At 63.7% G+C, this 19,783-nt stretch carries 17 protein-coding genes; 3 read left to right on the top strand and 14 right to left on the bottom strand.

Going from position 1 to position 19,783, the window contains the following annotated elements; all coding sequences use genetic code 11:
• Positions 1–48: 48 nt before the first annotated feature.
• From NKI79_RS22150 to bglB, 3 genes are read right to left on the bottom strand one after another with little or no spacing between them, the layout of a single operon-like run.
• Positions 49–2,568 (bottom strand): hypothetical protein, encoded by a 2,520-nt coding sequence (locus NKI79_RS22150; RefSeq protein WP_352804442.1) that lies wholly within the window; start codon positions 2,566–2,568, stop codon positions 49–51.
• The gene (kduI, locus tag NKI79_RS22145; RefSeq protein ID WP_352804439.1) at positions 2,565–3,395 is read right to left on the bottom strand and encodes a 5-dehydro-4-deoxy-D-glucuronate isomerase; all 831 of its coding nucleotides are present in this window, start codon (positions 3,393–3,395) and stop codon (positions 2,565–2,567) included. The genes NKI79_RS22150 and kduI overlap by 4 nt, the downstream gene beginning before the upstream one ends.
• Positions 3,395–4,495: a beta-galactosidase BglB gene (bglB, locus tag NKI79_RS22140; RefSeq protein ID WP_352804436.1), complete on the bottom strand. Its 1,101-nt coding sequence runs from the start codon at positions 4,493–4,495 to the stop codon at positions 3,395–3,397. The genes kduI and bglB overlap by 1 nt, the downstream gene beginning before the upstream one ends.
• A gap of 111 nt (positions 4,496–4,606) precedes the next feature.
• Between bglB and NKI79_RS22135 the strand changes: the two genes are divergently transcribed.
• The gene (locus NKI79_RS22135; protein WP_352804433.1) at positions 4,607–5,674 is read left to right on the top strand and encodes a LacI family DNA-binding transcriptional regulator; all 1,068 of its coding nucleotides are present in this window, start codon (positions 4,607–4,609) and stop codon (positions 5,672–5,674) included.
• Here NKI79_RS22135 and NKI79_RS22130 read toward each other — a convergent pair.
• Both NKI79_RS22130 and NKI79_RS22125 read right to left on the bottom strand, forming a co-directional pair.
• On the bottom strand, positions 5,659–6,141 hold the full coding sequence (locus NKI79_RS22130) for a flavin reductase family protein (RefSeq protein WP_352804430.1): 483 nt from the start codon (positions 6,139–6,141) through the stop codon (positions 5,659–5,661). The genes NKI79_RS22135 and NKI79_RS22130 overlap by 16 nt on opposite strands.
• Positions 6,141–7,298: an LLM class flavin-dependent oxidoreductase gene (locus NKI79_RS22125; RefSeq protein WP_352804427.1), complete on the bottom strand. Its 1,158-nt coding sequence runs from the start codon at positions 7,296–7,298 to the stop codon at positions 6,141–6,143. The genes NKI79_RS22130 and NKI79_RS22125 overlap by 1 nt, the downstream gene beginning before the upstream one ends.
• A 230-nt stretch (positions 7,299–7,528) precedes the next feature.
• Here NKI79_RS22125 and NKI79_RS22120 point away from each other — a divergent pair, with 230 nt between their 5' ends.
• Positions 7,529–8,185 carry a GntR family transcriptional regulator gene (locus NKI79_RS22120; RefSeq protein ID WP_352476701.1) on the top strand — a complete coding sequence of 219 codons (657 nt, stop codon included), beginning with the start codon at positions 7,529–7,531 and terminating at the stop codon, positions 8,183–8,185.
• Positions 8,186–8,245: 60 nt separating this feature from the next.
• Complete coding sequence (locus tag NKI79_RS22115) at positions 8,246–9,319, top strand: Gfo/Idh/MocA family protein (RefSeq protein ID WP_502909843.1); 1,074 nt, start codon at positions 8,246–8,248, stop codon at positions 9,317–9,319.
• A gap of 30 nt (positions 9,320–9,349) precedes the next feature.
• On the opposite strand, the gene NKI79_RS22110 is transcribed toward NKI79_RS22115, so the two are convergent.
• From NKI79_RS22110 to NKI79_RS22070, 9 genes are all read right to left on the bottom strand, one after another.
• Entirely contained in the window at positions 9,350–10,408 is a 1,059-nt protein-coding gene (locus NKI79_RS22110; protein WP_352804421.1) for an ABC transporter ATP-binding protein, read from the bottom strand.
• 39 nt (positions 10,409–10,447) lie between these two features.
• Positions 10,448–11,269, bottom strand: coding sequence for a carbohydrate ABC transporter permease (locus NKI79_RS22105; RefSeq protein WP_023674179.1), 822 nt, complete (start codon positions 11,267–11,269; stop codon positions 10,448–10,450).
• On the bottom strand, positions 11,270–12,172 hold the full coding sequence (locus NKI79_RS22100) for a carbohydrate ABC transporter permease (protein ID WP_245274609.1): 903 nt from the start codon (positions 12,170–12,172) through the stop codon (positions 11,270–11,272).
• Positions 12,173–12,207: 35 nt separating this feature from the next.
• Positions 12,208–13,545, bottom strand: coding sequence for an extracellular solute-binding protein (locus NKI79_RS22095; protein ID WP_352804418.1), 1,338 nt, complete (start codon positions 13,543–13,545; stop codon positions 12,208–12,210).
• Between the two features lie 62 nt (positions 13,546–13,607).
• Positions 13,608–14,267, bottom strand: coding sequence for a GntR family transcriptional regulator (locus NKI79_RS22090; RefSeq protein ID WP_023674176.1), 660 nt, complete (start codon positions 14,265–14,267; stop codon positions 13,608–13,610).
• A gap of 39 nt (positions 14,268–14,306) precedes the next feature.
• Positions 14,307–15,191 carry a dihydrodipicolinate synthase family protein gene (locus NKI79_RS22085; protein WP_352804415.1) on the bottom strand — a complete coding sequence of 295 codons (885 nt, stop codon included), beginning with the start codon at positions 15,189–15,191 and terminating at the stop codon, positions 14,307–14,309.
• A gap of 192 nt (positions 15,192–15,383) precedes the next feature.
• Positions 15,384–17,180 (bottom strand): ABC transporter ATP-binding protein, encoded by a 1,797-nt coding sequence (locus NKI79_RS22080; RefSeq protein ID WP_352804412.1) that lies wholly within the window; start codon positions 17,178–17,180, stop codon positions 15,384–15,386.
• On the bottom strand, positions 17,177–18,121 hold the full coding sequence (locus tag NKI79_RS22075; RefSeq protein WP_352804410.1) for an acetamidase/formamidase family protein: 945 nt from the start codon (positions 18,119–18,121) through the stop codon (positions 17,177–17,179). Before NKI79_RS22075 ends, NKI79_RS22080 begins: the two co-directional genes overlap by 4 nt.
• Positions 18,111–19,754 (bottom strand): ABC transporter substrate-binding protein, encoded by a 1,644-nt coding sequence (locus NKI79_RS22070; RefSeq protein WP_254818483.1) that lies wholly within the window; start codon positions 19,752–19,754, stop codon positions 18,111–18,113. Before NKI79_RS22070 ends, NKI79_RS22075 begins: the two co-directional genes overlap by 11 nt.
• Positions 19,755–19,783 lie beyond the last annotated feature (29 nt).

Below are 19,783 nucleotides of genomic sequence, written 5' to 3'. Positions count from 1 at the left end.
TCAAGCCGCCACGCCCTCTCCTCTTGAGCGTCGCAGCCGATTTCCTCCCTACTCTCTGTGCTTCATGCGCATCGCCTCGCCGCGCACGGTCCAGTTGGTCGGATCGAGTGTACGTCCTTCAGCCACGATCCTTGCGTCGGCCAGGAAATGCACCGTGCCGTACTCCGGATCCTCGACGGTCAACTCGCCGTCGGGACCCGACCGCACCGACAGGCCGGCAAAGGCGCCCGCCCAGGCGTCGAGCGCCGGCAGATTGGCATTCCGATCACCGAGGCGGACGATCCATGTCGTCCTGCGTCCCGCCGCCCGCAACTCGTTGCCGGCGGTCGGGCCGGCCACGACCTGTGTGAGCGGAACATCCGTCTTCAGCATAACGAAGGCGTCGCCAGATTGTGCGAACGCCCGATCGCCACCAACTTGCACGGCATCGAAGGCACTTGCGGGGAACCAGGCGTGTGTAAAGTCGGGCTGTTCATCCGAGCAGGAGAAGCTGACTATGGCGAGGTCGCGGTATTGATGAAGTCGGGGCAAAGTGCCTGAGCCGCCCCAATATGATGGTCTGCCATATCCCGACTGCAGCACTTCGCCGGGGTGGTTGATCCAGATCTGCGCATCCGGATTCTTGCCCAGCCGGGCGTGAATGACGGTTTCCTGATAGCCCCATTGGTTCCAGCGGTAGCCAGCGGCGCTGCCCATCGCATGGTCGCGCGTCTTGTAGTGGTAGAGCCGCGCGAAGCGGTCTTGTCCCTGCGCAAAAGTCCATTCCCACGCCGTATCGTCGGTGAGGGAAGCAATTGCAGCCAACCCGTCCGGAACGCTCAAATCGTGATCCCGCAGGCAGAGTGCCAGCTGCGGCAGCGCGTGAAAGCGCATGCCGTAATTGCCCTTGCCCCAAAGCATGCGGCAGATGCCGGACAATTCCAGGGAACGCGCGGCGCGCAGCGTGTGCTCATAGGAGCGGCCCTGCGCCCCGGTGAGGATGCCGCGGTGCGCCGAGCGCGCGACGACTTCAAGCAGGCGTATGATTGCCTTGCCGGCAAGTTCGGCGATGTCCTTGTCCGGGGCCAGCGCGTAGAGCGCGCACAGGCCCTTGAGGTCGATCGGGAAGTAGGGCGCCGAGTTGAACTCGGCCATCTCCCATGCCTCGAAATGGTCGAGCCAGGCGCGTACACGCGCGGCTCCAGCCGCGGACTGTTCGCGGCCAAGGCGGCCCGACCGCACGAACCGCACATCAGGCAACACGCCCCCAGCAATATAGGCGGCGGTGTGGAAGAGCAGCGCGTGGTTCTCGGAGAAGTACCACTGTACATCATTGCCGGGCTCGTCCATCCAGTAGCGATAGCCGAGGATGGCGTTGTCGACGCGCGCACGCAGGCTCGCTTCCAGCCGATCGCCATAGGCCGTGCGGCACCACAGCAGCGGTACCAGGATGAAGTCGGCGCAATCGTGAGAATCCTCGATCGCCGGCAGCGTGCCGGCGATCATGGCGTCGGTCTCGGCGCCCTGCTGTCCGATCGCCAGGCGCGCCAGCGCGCGCACGGTGTCGGCCTCGGCGTGACCGGCGACCTCGCGCAGGGCTTCATCTATACGCGCGGTAAGCGTTTCTGGCGCATCGCCCTGACGGCGCGCGTGGCATATCTCGACGCCGAAGACACGCGATACGGCATGGTCGGCGACCCTCAGCGTCACCTTGAAATGGCGAAAGTCGGCCGGCAGCTGCTCGGTATCGGCGATCGGCAGCCGCGCCTGGCCCGCCGGCAGATCGAAGGCGAAGCGCACCGGCGCCTCGATCGACATGAAATCGCCTTCGATCTCGACCTCGACTTGCGCGTCGCGCGGCAGGGCCACGCCGGTGACGAGCGCCACCTCGCCGCCGTCATAGGCGGGACGCTCGAAATGCATGTCGTCGAGGGCTGCTTCCATCGCATCGGCAACGCCGCTCTCGACTTCGATCGGCAGTGCCACCGAAGCAGCCGGACCGGATAGATAGTCGAGCTGGAAATAGTAGCGGGCGTCGCGCTCGGCGAGATCGTCGAACCACACGCGAATGTCGTTACGGCCGGCCTTCAGCGCGATCTTGAAATGCGCGGCACTTTCCAGATTGCGGCCGTAGGGCGCCATCCAGCCGGCTTCCCCACCGTTGGCAAAGAGTATGGCGCCGCCGCATGTGCGCAGCCGCACCAGCGCCTCGCCAGTCGAGGCCGCCTCGATGGTGGTCTCGGCCCAGGTTCCAAGCACCGTCGGCCGAAACCAGAAGCCCGACAGGTCGATGCGTGGTGAGGCGAAGGGCAGCCAGGTGCGCTCGGCGCCGAATTCGGCGCTGACCTGTGGTCGCTTGCCGCGGCGTTCCGCTGCGAACTGCGTACGGCACGGATATTCATGCGGAATGAAATTCTTGTGCTTGGTCAGGAAGAAGAAGGGATCCATCTCGCCTTGCATGGGCTGGTCGGCCACGTCGTAGCGCTGCCCGGCGATGGACCCGAGCCGCCAATAGACGATAGGCTGCCCCGCCGTGAGCGGCCGGCGCAGCGTAAAGTCCGTCCGAACGCCTTGCGCGGCCTCGCTCATCGCAAATCCTTCACGGCAACTGGATCGACATCGGTATAGGCCTGGTTCTCGCCGGTCATGCCCCAGACGAAAGCATAGGGGCCGGTGCCGGCACCCATATGGATAGACCAGGCAGGCGACAGGACGACGTCGCCGTCGGCGACCATCAGGTGGCGCGTCTCGTCAGGCCGGCCCATCAGATGGACCACACGGTCGGCCTCGGCGAGGTCGAAGTAGCAATAAGCTTCCATGCGCCGCTCATGCAGATGCGGCGGCATGGTGTTCCACACACTGCCCGGCGCGAGGTCGGTGATCCCCATCAGCAAGAGGCAGGACGGGGCCACTTCGGGATGGATGTACATACGCAGCGTGCGCCTGTTCGCACGGGCCTCATCGCCGAGCACAAGCGGCTTGGCTTCGCTGCTGACGATAAGCCGATGCGCAATATCGGCGCCGGCTGGCACCGAGTTCATGTAGAAGCGTGCCGGCCTCTCCGGATCGTCGCTCTCCAGCGTCACCTCACGCGCTCCGCGTCCGACATAGACGATGTCGCGGTTAGCCACCTGAAAGCGCCGGCCGTCCACCGCGACCGCGCCATTGCCGCCGAGATTGGCGATGCCCATCTCGCGCGCGTCAAAGAAGAGCGGCGTGCCGACTTCGGCCCCGTTGCCGAATGCCAGCCGGTTGGCCAGCGGCACCGCGCCACCGACGATCATGCGGTCGACATGGGTGTAGACGAATTCGATCGCGCCAGGCCGGAACAAGCCGTCGACGAGGAACTCGGCCCTCAGCCGGTCCGTGTCCATGCCGGCAATATCGGCCGGCGACGCGCCATAGAGCGTCCGCATCACGCCGCCTCCACCTTCGACTGCAGATGCCGCGCGCCTTCGGTCAGGCACAGAATGGCCAGCGCCTGCCCGTAGCCCGTCGGATGGATGGGTATATCGCGATAGAATTGCAGGTCGGCGCCCATGCGTGTGCCATAGGACACGTTCGCAACCACACCTTTGTCATCGATGTTGGCCACCACGGCTTCCAAGGCGCGGAGGCCGGCGGCACGGCACTCTGTCGAGCCGATTCCGAACCGCGCGGCTTTCATTAAGCCGTAGCCGAAGCCGGCCGTGGCAGAAATCTCCTCGTAAGACGTCGGGTCGTCGAGCAGAGTGTGCCAGGCGCCCGAACCCGCCTGCACCTCGAGTAGGGCGTTGATCTGCGTCTCCAGCACGCCGAGCAGATAGGCCCGAACCGAAGGCGCAACTTCGGCGAACTCCACCAGTTCCAGGATACCGACGGTAATCCAGGCATTGCCTCTCGCCCAAAGCGCGCGGGCGAAATTGTGCCGGCCCGCGAACGTCCAGCCGTGGAACCACAGCCCTGATGCCGGATCGGCAAGATAACGGGCGTGAACCAGGAATTGCCGTTCCGCTTCCTCGACGAAGCGGCGCTGGCCGGCAGCCTGGCCGTAGGATGCGAGGAACAGCGCCACCATGAACAGCGTGTCGTCCCACAATTCGTCATCGTTGACCCGGTCGGAAACATCATGCTGGAAACCGCCTTCGGGCGTCCGCGGCAAGGCGGTGACTACCTGCTCGGCCCATTCGCGCAGGACCGGCTCGAAGCGCGGCTGGCGCCGGCGTCGCCACAATTCGCTTAGCGCCAGCAGAGGCGCGGTGGTGTTGACGTTCATCGCCGGGAGACCGACCGCGATGCGTCGATCGTACCAGGCCTCGATCGTCTGCAGCAGCCGATCGTCGCCGGTCTGCGCCCACAGCCGAACCAGCCCGTAGAGCCCGACGCCTTGCGGCCATTCCCAGCTGTCGAAGCTGACATAGTCGCCCGGAGTGCCGTCGAGATTCGGCTCATGGAAGCGCCCGTCATGACGCAAGCCGGTCATGCCGGCCACGAGGCTGGCAAGTTTGGAATTCAGGCGTTCGGCCGATAGCGGCATCACTCCTCCCGTTTCTTCCGCTTCATCAGAACTGTTTCACAGCCATTTTTCTTGCGCAATCTGAAAATTTTTTGCATTAATCAGATGACTTTGCCGGAGGTGACGGAACGGATGAATATCCAGGGCAAGCGTGGCCGCCCCAGCCGCCGCATTCGACTTGAGGAGATCGCGGCGCGTTGCGGCGTGTCGGTCAGCACCGCCTCCCGTGCGCTGAGCGGTGTCGGCGGCGTGAGGGATGAGCTTCGCACCAGGATCATCGAAATAGCGAAGTCGATGAACTACGCCATTCCCGCCTCGGTTGCCGGGCGCAAGGTCATCCTGGCCGCAAGCAGCGTGGCAATGGTGGACAGTGCCCGCAATCAGTTCACCTACCATGTCCTTGATGGACTGAACGAGCGTGCCCGGTTGCTGGGCGTCGAACTGGTGACCCGGCCGGTTTCGGCGCCCGAGGACGAAATCGCGCTGCTGCGTGAATCCGAGCGCGACGACAGCGTCGCCGGCTGCCTGTTTCTGACGCTGGACGATGACGATGTGCTGACGCTGACAGCCGGCTTCGCCAAGCCGATCGTGCTCGTCAACGGTGACGATCCCTCGATGCGCCATTCGAGCGTGACGCCCTGCAATCGCTCTGCCGCCATGCTTGCCGCGCAGCATCTGATCGGCCTTGGCCACCGCCGCATCCTGTTCCTGATGCGGCGTGGCCGGCGCACAATCGAGCGACGCTATGAAGGTTGGCGCGACGCGCTGATCACGGCCGGCATTGCCGGCTTCGACGACTTCGTGGTCGAGGTGCAGGACTGGCTGCCGGAACTTGCGAGCAGAGCCGTGACCGAGCGCATCGCGGCCCGCGGCCTCGATTTCACCGCCGTGCTGACGGCCGGCGACAGCCTGGCGTTTGGTGCCATCGCCGGCCTCCAGGAGGCCGGATATTCGGTGCCTGGCGATGTGTCCGTGGTCGGTATGGACGACTTGCCGCTCGCTGCCTTCTGCAACCCGCCGCTGACGGCGATGCACATTCCCATGCGCGAGATCGGATCGGCAGCACTTAGCCTGCTGCTCGACGACATGGCCCATTCGGGGTCGCCGCCGCGCCGCGTCGAGCTTGCCTGCAATCTCGTGGTGCGCCAGTCGACGGCACCAGCCCGGAGCGGCGCCGGCGGTCATCAACTGGCCTCTTGAGCGCGCGACTTGCCGCCAGCAAAGAGCAGCGGCAAACCCTCTTGCGTCTCCAGTTCAAGGACACGTCCAAGCAGGATCATATGGTCGCCAGCCGGGAAACGGTCGGCGACGCTGCATTCGAACCGCGCCAGCGCGCGCGGCAGCAATGGCACGCCGTGCTCGCTCCACGACAGGTCAAGATCGGCAAAGTCCGTCCCCGACTTCGAAAAACGCCAGCACAGATCGATTTGATCTTCCGCCAGCACGTGAATGGCGTAGTGCGCGGAATTAGCGAACGCTTCGAACCGGCGCGAGTGGCGGCCGATCGACCAGAGCACCAGCGGCGGGTCGAGCGACACGGATGAAAAGCTGTTGGCAGTGATTGCGACCGGACCGTCGGCCGTGCCGGTGGTGACGACCGTGACGCCGGTGGCGAAGCGCCCGAAGGCATTGCGCAAAAGGCGTGGATTGCACACGACATGCTCCATCAGCGGCGCTCCCCCGTTCCCAGTGGTGTCGCCGGGATCCGTTCCGGCACCCGGCCATAGGCGTGCGGGAGCGAGCATGTCTTGAGCTGGGGCAGCACCTTGGTGCCGAAATGGCGCGCCTCGTCGAGATGCGGGTAGCCGGAAAAGATGAAGGCGCGGATCCCCATCTTCATATACGCCTCGATTTCCGACAGAACCTGATCGGTCGAGCCCACCAACGCCGCGCCGCAGCCGGAGCGCGCTCGCCCGACGCCCGTCCACAGATGCGGCTCGACATAGCCTTCGGCATCGGCGATCTGGCGGTTCCTGGCCTGGTGCGATACGCCGAGCGATCGGGCGTCGAGCGCGCGCTCGCGGATCGCCCTGCCCTGCTCGTCGTCCAGCTTCGAAACCAGCTCCCGGGCATATTCCTTTGCCTCGGCCTCGGTGTCGCGCACGATCATGTGGACGCGCAGGCCGTAGTCGAGCGTCCGCCCATGGCGCTCGGCGCGTTCGTGGACGGCTTTCATGCGGCCGGCAAGTTCCACCCTGGTTTCAGGCCACATCAGGTAGACGTCGCACTGTTCGGCGCAAAGCTCGAGTGCGTCGGGCGAATAACCGCCGAAATAGAGCAGCGGACCGCCATTTTGCTGATAGGGCTTCGCCGGTGCCGTCGAGAGCCCCTTGAAACGATAGACCTCGCCCTCGAAATCGATGCTGTCCCTGGTCCAGGCCTGGCGCAGTATCTGCACCACCTCGCGGGAACGCTGATAGCGGTAGGCGCTGTCGGCCGTCTCGCCCGGAAAGTCCGACGAAATGATGTTTACCGTCAGCCGGCCTTCCAGCATGTGATCCAGCGTCGCAATCGTGCGCGCCAGCATGATTGGCTGCATCTCGCCGCAGCGCACAGCGGCGAGCAGATTGATCTTCGAGGTGATCGGCGCGCAACCGGCTACGAAGCTCAGCGTGTCCTGGCCGACCTGATAGGACGACGGACACAAGATGTTGCGGAAACCGAGTTCCTCGGACGTCTTCACGATCTCGGAGCAATGCGCCCAGCTCGAGCGCAGCGCGCCGTCCGACACACCGAGATAGCGATAGTCGTCCGAGCAGAGTGCGGCGAACCACGAGACTTCGGCTGCATCGAGATCCGGCGAGGTGATTGGGACGATGCTCATTGCCACTCTTCAGAACAAAGACGTCCGGGCCACTCTTCCATGACCTCCGGAGCTGCGAATGGGGCTTGCGTAGCATTCGTTTTGGTGTAGATCAATACTGTATCAATTTTGGAGCCAAACCCTAAACCAGGATGCGATTGGAACACCGGATGCATTTGACAAGGGCGGACCCCGGCCACCGATCCAGCCAGATGCGCGGCCCCCTGCCTGTGCACTTGCAGACCAGCGAAATGCTGATCCGCGAAATCGCGGCCGGACGGCTGGCCGACGGGGCGCGGCTGCCGCCCGAGCGCGCGATGGCCGCGAGCCTCGGGATTGCCGTCGGCACGCTCAGGCGGGCGCTGGCAGATTTGACCGAAAAGGGCCTTCTCGACCGCATCCAGGGCTCGGGTAACTATGTGCGGGCGCGCGGCGACTTGCTCGGGATCTATGCTTTCTTTCGCCTGGAGCGTATCGGTGGCGGCGGCCTGCCGAGCGCCGACGTGCTATCCGTCGAGCGACTGCCCAAGCCAGCCGACCTGCCGCAATTCGGCAGCGCCGGCGAAGCCCATCGGATACGCCGGCTGCGGCGGCTCGACGGAGAGCCTGCCGCGGTCGAGGAGATCTGGCTGGACGTCAGCCGCGCCGAGCGGCTCAAGCGCGAGGACCTGTCTGAATCCCTCTATCTCCACTACCGGCTCGCGCTCGGCTTTTCGATCGTTCGCGCCGAAGACCATGTCGCCGTCGCGCCTGTGCCGGACTGGGCCCCGCTCGAGTTCAGGCCACCGCCGGGGACGGTCGTGGGTTTCATAGAACGTATCGCCTGGGCTGGCGACGGCGCCAGCGCGGAATATTCCCGCAGTTGGTTCGATCCGGGCGCGGCGCGGTACGTCACACGTTTCAGATAGGCCGGAGCAAGAGGCAGCGTGACCAGATCATCGATCGGCTACGGCATCATCGGCTGCGGCATGATGGGCCGCGAGCATATCCGCAACATCGCTCTGTTGCCCGACGCGCATGTGGCCGCGATCTTCGAGCCGGACCCCGGCATGTTGGCGGCGTCACTGGCGGCGGCGTCGGGCGCGCGATCGGCGGCATCGATCGCCGAGCTGCTGGCGATGGACGAGGTGGACTGCATCTTGATTGCCAGCCCCAACCACCATCACCTCAGTCAGATGGAGGAGATCGCCGCACTTCGACCACTGCCGGTGCTGGTGGAAAAGCCGCTCTTCACCGCGGCCGCCGACGAGGGGCGAATCGCGGCGTTGAAAGCACGGCTTCCGCTCGTCTGGGTGGCCATGGAATACCGCTATATGCCGCCCGTCGCCGCATTCGTCGAGCAGGCGCGCCATGCCACCGGCGGCATCCGCATGCTGACGGTCCGCGAGCACCGCTTCCCGTTTCTGGCCAAAGTCGGCGACTGGAACCGCTTCAACCGCAACACCGGCGGCACGTTCGTCGAGAAATGCTGCCACTTCTTCGACCTGATGCGGCTGATCCTCGAATCCGACCCCGTCCGCGTGATGGCGAGCGCTGGACAGGCCGTAAACCACCTCGACGAACGCTATGGCGGTGAGAGGCCGGATATCCTTGACCACGGCTATGTGCTGGTTGATTTCGCGAGCGGCGCGCGCGCCATGCTGGAACTGTGCATGTTTGCCGAGGGCAGCCGCTACCAGGAGGAACTCTGCGCTGTCGGCGGCGAGGGAAAGATCGAATGTCTGGTGCCCGGACCAGGCCGTTTCTGGCCGACCCACCTTGGCCCTGCGCCAGTGCCCCAGTTGATCGTCAGTCCGCGCATTCCGCCTGGACCACGACTGCTGGAGATTCCCGTCGACCCGCGGCTGCTCGAGGCAGGCGACCATAACGGTTCGACCTATTTCGAGCACGCCCGCTTCACCGCTGCGGTGCGCGGACAAGGCAAAGTGGAAGTGACCTTGCAAGACGGCTGGTGGGCCGTCGTCATGGGTCTTGCCGCCGAGAGATCGGCCCGCGAAGGCCGCGCCATCGAACTCGCCGGTGAATTCGCATTGCCGACCTAAGGCCAACCACGCATTCACCAAACCATCGGGTCAGATGCGCCGACCGGTTGCTGCGTCGAACAGATGCGCACATGCACGGTCGATTTCGATCCGCACCCCTTCGCCTTGCTTGAGCGCAAGCCTTTCTCGGAAGAGGCAGGAGATTTCTTCACCGGAGCAGTCGACCCTGGCGAAGATTTCCGAGCCGGTCGCCTCGAGAAGCGTGATCGTGCCCGGCACGCCCTGCCCGGTCGCCCGGATATGTTCCGGTCGAATGCCGTAGACGAGTTCGCGTCCTGCGGCATCCGCCGGCTGGGCGCCTTCCGGCAACGGCAGGATCAACCCGCCGGCGCTGCGGAACGCGCCCTCCTCGATGCGGCCGGCAATGAAGTTCATGGCGGGCGAGCCGATGAAACCGGCAACGAAGAGGTTGGCCGGATGGTCGTAGAGGTCCAGCGGCGCGCCGATCTGCTCGACCAGGCCGTCATGCAGCACGACGATCTTGTCGGCCATGGTCATGGCCTCGATCTGGTCGTGCGTGACATAGATCGTCGTAGTACCCAGCCGCTGGTGCAGGGCCTTGATCTCGCCGCGCATCTGGACGCGCAATTTGGCATCGAGGTTGGAGAGCGGCTCGTCGAACAGGAAGACCTGTGGGTCGCGCACGATCGCGCGGCCCATGGCAACGCGCTGACGCTGGCCGCCAGAAAGCTGGCGCGGATAGCGGTCAAGCAACTTTTCCAGGCCAAGAATGCCGGCTGCTTTCCGGACCCGGCCAGCGGTGTCGGCCGGATCGGCTTTCTTGATCTTGAGGGCAAAGCCCATATTGTCGGCAACAGTCATATGCGGATAGAGCGCATAATTCTGGAACACCATGGCGATGTTCCGGTCCCGCGCGCGCAGATTGTTGACCATACGTTCGCCGATGGCGATCTTTCCGCCGGAGATCGTTTCAAGGCCTGCGATCATGCGCAGCAGCGTCGATTTTCCGCATCCCGACGGACCGACCAGGATGACGAATTCGCCGTCGGCGATGTCGACGCTGACGTCGTGAATGATCTTGGTGGCCCCGAAGGCCTTCTGCACGTTGTTGATTGTTACCGATGCCATTGGATCTTTCCTGGAAAAGAGTGATGTCGGGACGCGCGCTCAGCCGCCCTTGACGGCGCCGGCGGTCAGCCCCGCGACGATCTGCCTTTGCGCGAACATGGTCAGGATCAGCACCGGCAGCGTCACCACCAGCGCCGCCGCGGCGAGCGGCCCCCAACTGACCTGCTCGTAGGACAGCATGTTGTAGACGGCGACCGGGAGTGTGCGCGTCTCACGGCTGGCGAGCACCACGCCGAAAACGAAATTGTTCCACGAGAAGATAACGGACAGGATGAAGGCGACGACGATGCCCGGCTTGGCGATGGGCAGGGCAACCAGCCGGAAAACCTGCCAGGAGCTGGCGCCGTCGATGTTGGCCGCCTCCTCCAGTTCCATCGGCGTGGTCTCGAAATAGCCGATCATCACCCAGACCACGATCGGCACCGTCACCACCAGATGGATGATGATCTGCGGCCAGAGCGTGCCGAGGATCCCGATCCATTGAAACAGCAGAAACAGCGGGATGAGATAGGATAGTCCGGGCGTCATGCGGGCGATCATGATGACGACCGCCGATCGTTCAGCCTTGAGCCGTGCGATACCATAGCCGGCCGGTACGCCGATCAACAGCGCCAGCAAGGTCGCCGTGCCGGTCACCAGAACCGAATTCCAGAGATACAGCAGGAAATTGTTCTCCTCGAACACTTTCACATAGTTCGACCAGGCGAAACGTTCGGGGATCAGGATCGGCGGATAGGCACCGTTATCGATTTCGAATTTCAGCGACAACGAGATCATCCAGAGGAAGAACAGGATCGCCGGCGAGACGAAAACCAGGGCAGCGAAAAACAGACCGATCTGGTTGAGCAGCCGTGAACTCATCTATTTGCCCTCCGTATCGATCCACTGCGAGCGTTGGCGCAGCATCAGCAGGACAAAAGACAGGGCCACGATGACAATGAAGAACACCACGGCCATGGCCGAGCCGTAGCCGATATCGTAGTAGGAGAAGGCGGTGTTGTAGAGATAGATGTTGATGGTCTCCGACGCCGTGCCCGGGCCGCCCTGGGTCATCGCGTAGATGATGTCGAAGCTCTTCAACGCATCGATGGTCCGGATGATGACCGCGATCATCAGGAACGGCGCGATCATCGGCAGAGTGAGATAGCGGAATTGCTGCCAGGCATTGGCGCCGTCGATCTCGGCGCTTTCGAAGGGCTCGCGCGGCACCGAGGCCAGCCCGCCAAGCACGATCAGCATGACCAGCGGCGTCCACTGCCAGGTCTCGACCGCAACCAGCGACGGGATGACCGTGTTGGCGTTGAATATCCATTCCTGAGCCGGGATGCCGACCAGCGACAGCAGGTAGTTGAGCACGCCAAGCTGAGGATGGAACATCATTGTCCAAACCAGTGCCACGGCAACGGGTGTCGCCATCATCGGCATGACGAAGACGCCGCGCAGCAAGCCGCGCAGCGGAAACCTGGCGTCGAAAATCAGCGCGGCCAGAGTGCCCAGCAGCATCGGCGCTGCAACCGAGAGGAAGGTGTAGGTCAACGTATGAACAAGGGATTCCCAGAAACGTGGGTCGCTTGCCAGGCGGAGATAGTTTTCCATCCCGGCAAAGCTCCGCGATTGGCCGAGCGTCCAGCGGTTGACGCTCATCCACAGGGTGAAAGCCCAGGGGAAGACGATGACGGCGCCGACGACGACGAGTGCGGGGACAACGAAAGGCCAGTAGTTGGGAGCCAGCCGGATGGTCTGGCTCCCGTCGATAACTGGCATCGTCACCCCGGTCTGTTCTGGGGTGGTGGCCGACATCAGCCCTGCTCGCTCCTGTCGAGAACCGGCTGGAACTGCTCGGTGGCCTTCTTCAGCTCCGCGGCGGGATCGGCGCCGGCAATCATGTTGGTCAGCGCCACGCCATAGATGTCGCGGAATTCGGTGACGGGGATGATGACCGGCAGCGCCAGCCGGCTGATATTGCCCGAGCCGACCACGGCATCGAGCCAGCTTGCCGGCATGGTTACGCCTTCGCGCACCTTGGGATCCTCCAGCACGGATTTGCGGAACGGAACACCGGCGCCGGCCTGCAACAGCCGTGCACCCATGGCTGGCGATACCGCCCACTGGCAGAACAGATAGGCAGCCTCCTTCTTCTCGCTGGCCGCGGTAACGCCAATCCCGTCGCCGAAGGTGCCCGAGGCATGCGCCTTGGGACCCTTGGGCATGACGCCATAACCGACTTTGCCGACCACCCGCGACTTTTCCGGGTTTTCCATCGGCGGGGCAAAACCCACACCGTCGAACCACATGCCGATCTTGCCCTGCAGGAAGGCAGACTGAGCTTCGGCCCAATTGAACCCCGTGACGCCCGGAGGGGCGGACTTGGTCATCAATCTTTGATAGAGCGCGGCAGCCTCGACCGCCTCGGGAGCCTCGGTGCGCAGCTTGCCCTTGTCATCGAGCGGCGTCATGTCGTAGCCGAGCATCAGCGACGTCCATACCGGCGTGTTTGCGTTCTTGAGCCCGCGGGCGACGAAGCCGTATGTATTGGTCGAGGGGTCGGTCAGCGCTTCGGCGGCGGCCACCAGTTGCTCGAAGGTCTCGGGGTATTTGAGGCCCTTGGCCTCGAACAGCTCCTTGTTCCAGTAGAGGATCCAGTAGTCCACCGAGAAGGGTAGCGAGCGCAGCACGCCCTGGCCGTCCTTGGCAAACAGCATGCCGGCTTCGGCGAAGTCGCTTTCGACCAGCGCCGGATCGGTGAGCGACGGGTCGGCGAGATAGCCGGCGATGTCGGCCAGCCAGCCGCCCTTCTCGAACTGGCGCTTCTGCACGTGGTAGCTCAGATGCACGACATCGAAGCTCGGCTTGCCCGAGCTCAACTCGATCACCGTCTTCTGGCGCTGCTGCTGCTCGGGCGTTGCCTCGGCATTGACCTTGATGCCGGTCAGTTCCTCGAACTCGGCGAGATATTTCAGGATGGTGTCGCTGCGCGGGCTTTTCACCAGATTGACGTCAAGCGTCGTTCCGGCAAAGCGTTTCCAGTCGACGCCGGCGGCAAAGCCGGGGCGAATCCCCACAAGGCCGGCAGCGGTGAGCGCCGCGGTTCCGGCAAGGAGTTGCCTCCTGGTTGGGTTGAACAGATTGGACGACATTTTCTTCCTCCCGGTTGCTGTCGTTGTGGATGCGCCGCGAACCGCGGCGCGGCTATATTTCCTCAGATCTGGAGCGCCAGCCGGCGCGCATTGTCGATATGCAGACTGATCGCTTCAACCGCCTTTTGCGGATTGCGGCTCTCCATGGCTTCGATGACGGCCAAATGTTCGCGCATCACCGGCACCACACGTCCGTCGATGCGGAAACGCTCCTGGTGGATCAACCGGATTTTCACCGAGTTGACCAGGTAGGCCTTGGCGATAATCTCGTTGCCGAGCGCATTGATGAAGGTGTCGTGCATGGCCCAGTCGATGTTCTGGGCCTTGGCCTCCATTTCCGGCGTCGGCGCCTGTCCCAGAGCTTGAGCCAGCATCTCCTCATGTTCGCGCCGCATGCGGGCAAGTTCGGCATCAGAAGCGCTGGTCGTGAATAGCGCCACTGCCTCGCGTTCCATGAACAACCGAAACTGAAACGCCTCACGGATCAGATTGATGTCGATGTGCGCGATCTGCATGCCGCGCTGCGGGATGGTGGTCAGCAGTCCCTCAGCCTCGAGACGCGGGACGATCTCGCGAATGGCACCCAGCGGCAGTCCGGTGAAAGCGACCAGTTCGCGCTGTGACACGAACTGCCCCGGCCGCAGATCACGGGCCAGCAAATGCCGCGTGAAGCTGGCATAGGCTTTCTCCCGGAGAGTGATCGGTTCGCTGCCGTCTTCCACTTCAGCTCGCTTCCTTGTCGGTCAGCCAGGTCTTGTCGGTCAGGCCGCCTCTGTCGCAAACAGCCTGTCGTATGCAGCAGCAAGCTGCCGCTGTCCTTGCGGGCCGATCGCCTCCAGGGGCGGGCGAACCGCCAGCCAGCGCTCGTCGCCGATCTTGCGCGCGACCATGACCTTCACCGCCGGCGTGACCGGGTATTTGAGCAATTCGAGCACGAAGTCCTCGACGCGTGAGTCGTCGCGGCCCTCTTCGACCATTGCGCGGATTTCGCCGGTAACAAAATTAGCCATGCCGGAAATCGCACCCTGTCCGCCGCGGCGCACGCTTCTCGCCAGATGCCGTTCGTCGCCGATGAGGATCACCAGATCGCCGTGCGCTTCAAGCAGCGCCTCACTGTAGCTCCAGTCCCCACCGGAATCCTTCACCCCGGCCACCGCGGCGGGAAAAGCGGTGCGCAGCCGGCCGATCAGCCCAAGCGGGAGTGGCACCATGGTGACTGAGGGGATGTTATAGAGGAGCACGTCGCGCGCCAGCGGACCGAGTGCGGCGAAGACGGCGGAAAACCATCCGAACAGCCCGTCCTCGCCGACATTCTTGAAGTAGCTCGGCGGAGCCAGCAGAATGTTGCGAACGCCGCGCTGCAAAGCGTGCCGGGCCTGATCGGCGGCATCTTCTGCTGCATCGACCAGCACGCCGGTAACGAGCTGATGTGCCGGAATACCGGCCGCCAGCATGGCCTCGATCACGATCCGCCGCTCGTCGGTGCCGACCGAGGCTCCTTCGCCGGTGGTGCCGAACAGCGTCACACTGCTGCAGCCGGCGCCAAGGCAGGCTCGGGCATGGGCGATTATCGGCGCGAGCGCTATCTGCCCCGACGGGTCGAAGGGTGTGGTTAGGGCAACCGAAAGACCAAAGCGGGAAGCCAATACGAACTCCGTTGAAATCAATGTGCACGTGGCGTTAGCACACTAACATGTCAGATGTAAACTGGCGATCGGCATCGCCGACTGGCGCTGCCGCGGCAGCGCCATCGCCGATCATTTCCCGCGTCTGAGCATCACATAGGCTGCTGTCCCCGAGCCTCTGCGGATTGGCTGGACGAGGTAGCCTAAGCTCGCTCAAGTGGCGACGAGGTGGCCGTCGCCAACATCTTCAAGCTTGAGCTTCCGGGGCTCGTCACCGATGCGCCGCACAGCGCTTGGAATTTCGCTGTCCAAGCGGGCGAACCGGGCGCGCCGGCGGCCTGGATCGGGAACCGGAACGGCTTCGATCAGCCGCTTTGTGTAAGGATGGCACGGGTTGGAGAAGATCTGGTCGCGGGTGCCCATCTCGACGATCTGCCCCAGATACATTACCGCCACGCGATCCGAGATGTTTTCTACCACCGCCATGTCGTGCGAGATGAAGAGATATGCGACGCCAAATTCGCGCTGCAGTTCCTTCAGCAATCTTAACACGCGCGCTTGCACCGACACGTCGAGAGCAGAGACGCTCTCGTCGGCAATGATCAGCTTTGGTCGCAGCGCCAGCGCCCTTGCAATACAGATTCGCTGGCGCTGCCCGCCGGAGAATTCGTGGGGATAGCGCTCCATCTGGTCAGCGGAGAGGCCCACGCGTTCGAACAGGGCGGAGATCTGGGCACGCCGTTGCTCTCTGTCGCCAAGGCCGTGGATCAGCAGAGGCTCGGCGACGAGATCGCCTACTCGCATGCGCGGGTCGAGGGACGCGAAGGGATCCTGAAAGATCATCTGCACATTGCGGCGGACAGCCTTGCGCTCCTTTCGGCTGAGTGCCGACAAGTCCTGGCCGCCGATTGAAATGCTGCCGATGTAGGGCACCAGCCCGGCGATCGCCTTGGCCGTCGTCGACTTGCCGCAGCCCGACTCGCCGACCAGCGACAGGGTTTCGTGCGGCGCGATCGAGAAACTGACGCCTTCGACCGCGTGCACCCTGCGGTCGACGCGGCCGAAGAAGCCGCCACGCAGGTCGAAGCGGACGTGAAGATCGCCGACATGTACAAGCTCGGCCGGCATGTTGGCGGCATCTTGTCGGTCTTCGGCCATCCGTCCGCCGCCGATACGCGGCACGGCGGCCAGAAGCTCGCGCGTATAGTCGGCCTGCGGGCGATTGAAGATGTCAGCCGCCCTGCCCTGCTCGACCATCCGGCCGTCGCGCATGATGACGACGCGGTCCGCCATCTCGGCGACGACGCCCATGTCGTGCGTGATCAGGATAACGCTGGTGCCGTGCTGGCGCTGCAGGTCGCGCAGCAGCTCCAGCACCTCGCCCTGAACCGTGACATCGAGGGCGGTCGTCGGCTCATCGGCGATCAGCACATCCGGGTTCAGGGCCAGAGCCATGGCAATCATCACGCGCTGACGCATGCCGCCTGAGAGTTCGTGCGGATAGTGCTCGAGCCGCCGTTCGGCATCCGGAACTCGGACTGCCTTCAGCGCCTCGAGCGCCCTCAGCCGCGAGTCGGAGCGCGACAGCGAGGCGTGTGCCTCGATCGCCTCCGTGAGCTGACGGCCGATGGACAGAACCGGATTGAGCGATGTCATCGGTTCCTGAAAGATCATTGCGATACGGTTGCCGCGGATGCGGCGCATGCCGCTCTCGCTGAGAGCCGCGAGATCCTGATCGCCGAGCCGGATGGAGCCTGATCTGATGCGTGCCGCCGGCTGCGGCAGCAAGCCCATGATGGCCAGCGCCGTCATCGACTTGCCGGAACCGGACTCGCCGGCAATGCAAAGCGTTTCGCCGCGCATCAGGCCGAATGTCAGGTCGGAAACGACGTCGCGCTCGCCCTCCTCGCCACGCACGGCGACGCTCAGACCTGAGACGCTGAGTACCGGCCTAATGGAGCCACTCTCCGCGGCGGCCTGCCCGGATCGTTTGATGTCCTCCACGTTCATTCAAAGACGCAGCGGGGGAAGTAGAACGAAACCACCCAGTTGGGCATGTCGACGATCTCGCTGATGCGCAGGTCACCGCAAACCGAGACGAGCATATAGGCATCTACCGGATCCATGCCGTAGCGGCCGGAGAGCAGGTCGATCATCTGGGAGACGGCGCTCCTGGCGCCATCCATCAGATCCGGCCCGATACCGGTTGTCACCTCATAGCCCTTGGCGTCGAGATGCCGCGACACCGGACCGGGCGTTGTGAAACGCGGCGTCCGCAGCCGGGCATCCTTGACCAGATCGAGCGTCAGCACGGCATTCATGGGGCTCTCGATTGCCGTGCCGCAGACCTCGCCGTCGCCTTGGGCGGCGTGCGTGTCGCCGACCGAGAACAACGCTCCCGCCACCTCTACGGGCAGGTAGAGCACCGTGCCGGCAGCGAGATCGCGTATGTCCAGATTGCCGCCCACGCGCCGCGGCGGGACCACCGAATGCAGACCCGGCTCAGCCGGGGCATTGCCGATGGTGCCGGCGAAGGGCTTGAGCGGCACCCGGCCGCTCTTGCCGAACAGCGCCGGTTCGAGCGAGGCGGCGTCGTACTTCCAGATATTCAGTGCCGGTTGAGTGAAGTCATCCGCCAACAGACCGAATCCCGGGATATTTGCCGTCCACCCGAAGCCGGACGGCTTAAAGGACTCGATAGTGATTTTCAGGGCGTCGCCCGGCTCCGCCCCGTCGACATAGATCGGCCCAGTGACCGGGTTCACCTTGGCAAAATCGAGCACAGCAACGTCGTCGACGGTGCTCTCCATCGTCAGCTGCCCGCCGGACGAGTCCAGGCACTGGAACTCGATCGTCGACCCTGGCGCCACTCGTTCGGCCGGGACAAAGGAATTGTCCCAGCCGAAATGATGGTGGCGCCCGTGGATGGTGTAGTCGCAGTTATTGCACATCGGTCACATACACATTGTCGTAGTTGATCGGGATGTGGACCGGGTCGACATAGAGGTTGTCGGCGCCACCCATGCGGGCTGATTTCATGGTGAAACGCTGCTCGTTGAACACCGGTGCCCAGGGCGCGTCTTCCATGATCTTGCCGTAGATCTCGCTCCACATCTTGGCGCGTTCGCCAGCCTTGGCCGGGTCGACGATGGAGTCGGCTTCGGCTGCCTTGGCGTCGAGCTCCTTGTTGCAATACCACGACCAGTTCCAGCCGCCCGGGACGGCACCAGCGCAGCCGAGGATCGGTCCGTAGAAGTTCGACGGATCGGGGAAGTCGGCGATCCAGGCCATGCCGCCGGACCAGATCATCGGCGCACCGGCCTTGTCGCCGCCGGCGGCGATGACGTTGGCCTGCGCGAGCGACTGGATACTGGCCTTGATGCCGACCGCCGCCAGATCCTGCTGAATGGCCTGCGCGATGCGCGGGTTGGGATCGGTGTTCATGGCAAACAACTGCGTGTCAAATCCGTCGGGATGCCCGGCCTCGGCAAGCAAAGCCTTGGCCTTGCTCACGTCATAGGGATAGCCCTTGAATTCCTTGTCGTAGCCAGGCATCGACGGCGGCAACGGCTGATTGGCCGGCACCGCACGGTTGTTGATCAGCTGGACGATGCGGTCCTTGTTGATCGCCATGTTGACCGCCTGCCGTACCTTCACATTGTCGAAGGGCGCCATGGTGGTATTCATGGTGATATAGCCGGTGTGCAGCTGGCCGCCCTCGACGACACGGGCCTTCTGCTCGGGATCGGCCATCACCTCCTGGAATTTCGCCGGGGGAATGCCGTCGCCGGGAACGTCGATCTCGCCTTTCTGCAGCCGCAGCAGCGCCACGATCGGCTCCTGGCCGATCTCAAAGGTGATCTTGTCGAGATGCGGCAGACCCTTGTGCCAGTAATCCGGGTTGCGCTCGAAGACCACGCGCTGGCCGAGCGTCCATTCGGCGAGCTTGAAGGCGCCGGTTCCGACCGGATGCTTGCCGAAATCCGCGCCGTATTTTTCGACCTCTTCCTTCGGCACGACGTGCGAGAAGTTGATCGCCATGACATGCAGGAAGGTGGCGTCGGGCCGGGTCAGCTCGAACTTGATCGTGTAGGGATCGACGACGGTTATGCCGGCCAGGCTTTCCGCCTTGCCGGCAGCGACATCGTCATAGCCTTTGATCGAGCCGAAAAAGCCGGCACCCGGGCTCTGTGTCTTTGGATTGGTGACCCGGTCGAGCGAATATTTCACGTCGTCGGCGGTCATCTCGCGGCCGTTGTGGAATTTCACTCCATGGCGCAGCTTGAAGGTGAAGGTCTTGCCATCAGGCGCAATCTCGTAGCTCTCGGCAAGGTCGGGCCGCAGGTTGGTGGTGCCCGGCTCGTAGTCCATCAGCCCGTCGAACAGGCTCTTGATCATCGACCAGTTCTGCCAGTCATAGCCGATGGCCGGATCGAGCGTGGCGACGTCGTCCTTGTAGGTGATGGTGATCGCGCCGCCCTGCTTGGCATTCGGATCGACAATGTCTTCGGCGCGTACGCTCGTCATGCCAAGCGCCAGCGCAAGCGCTGATGCCGCCACGGTGGATATCAGATATCTTCTCATGTCATGTTCCCTTTCTCTGGTGTTCTTGG

This window comes from Mesorhizobium sp. M0340 (assembly GCF_040321535.1).
Taxonomy (GTDB): Bacteria; Pseudomonadota; Alphaproteobacteria; order Rhizobiales; family Rhizobiaceae; genus Mesorhizobium.
Note: the sequence above shows the minus strand (reverse complement) of the source record. Positions and strands in the feature narration are given on the sequence as shown.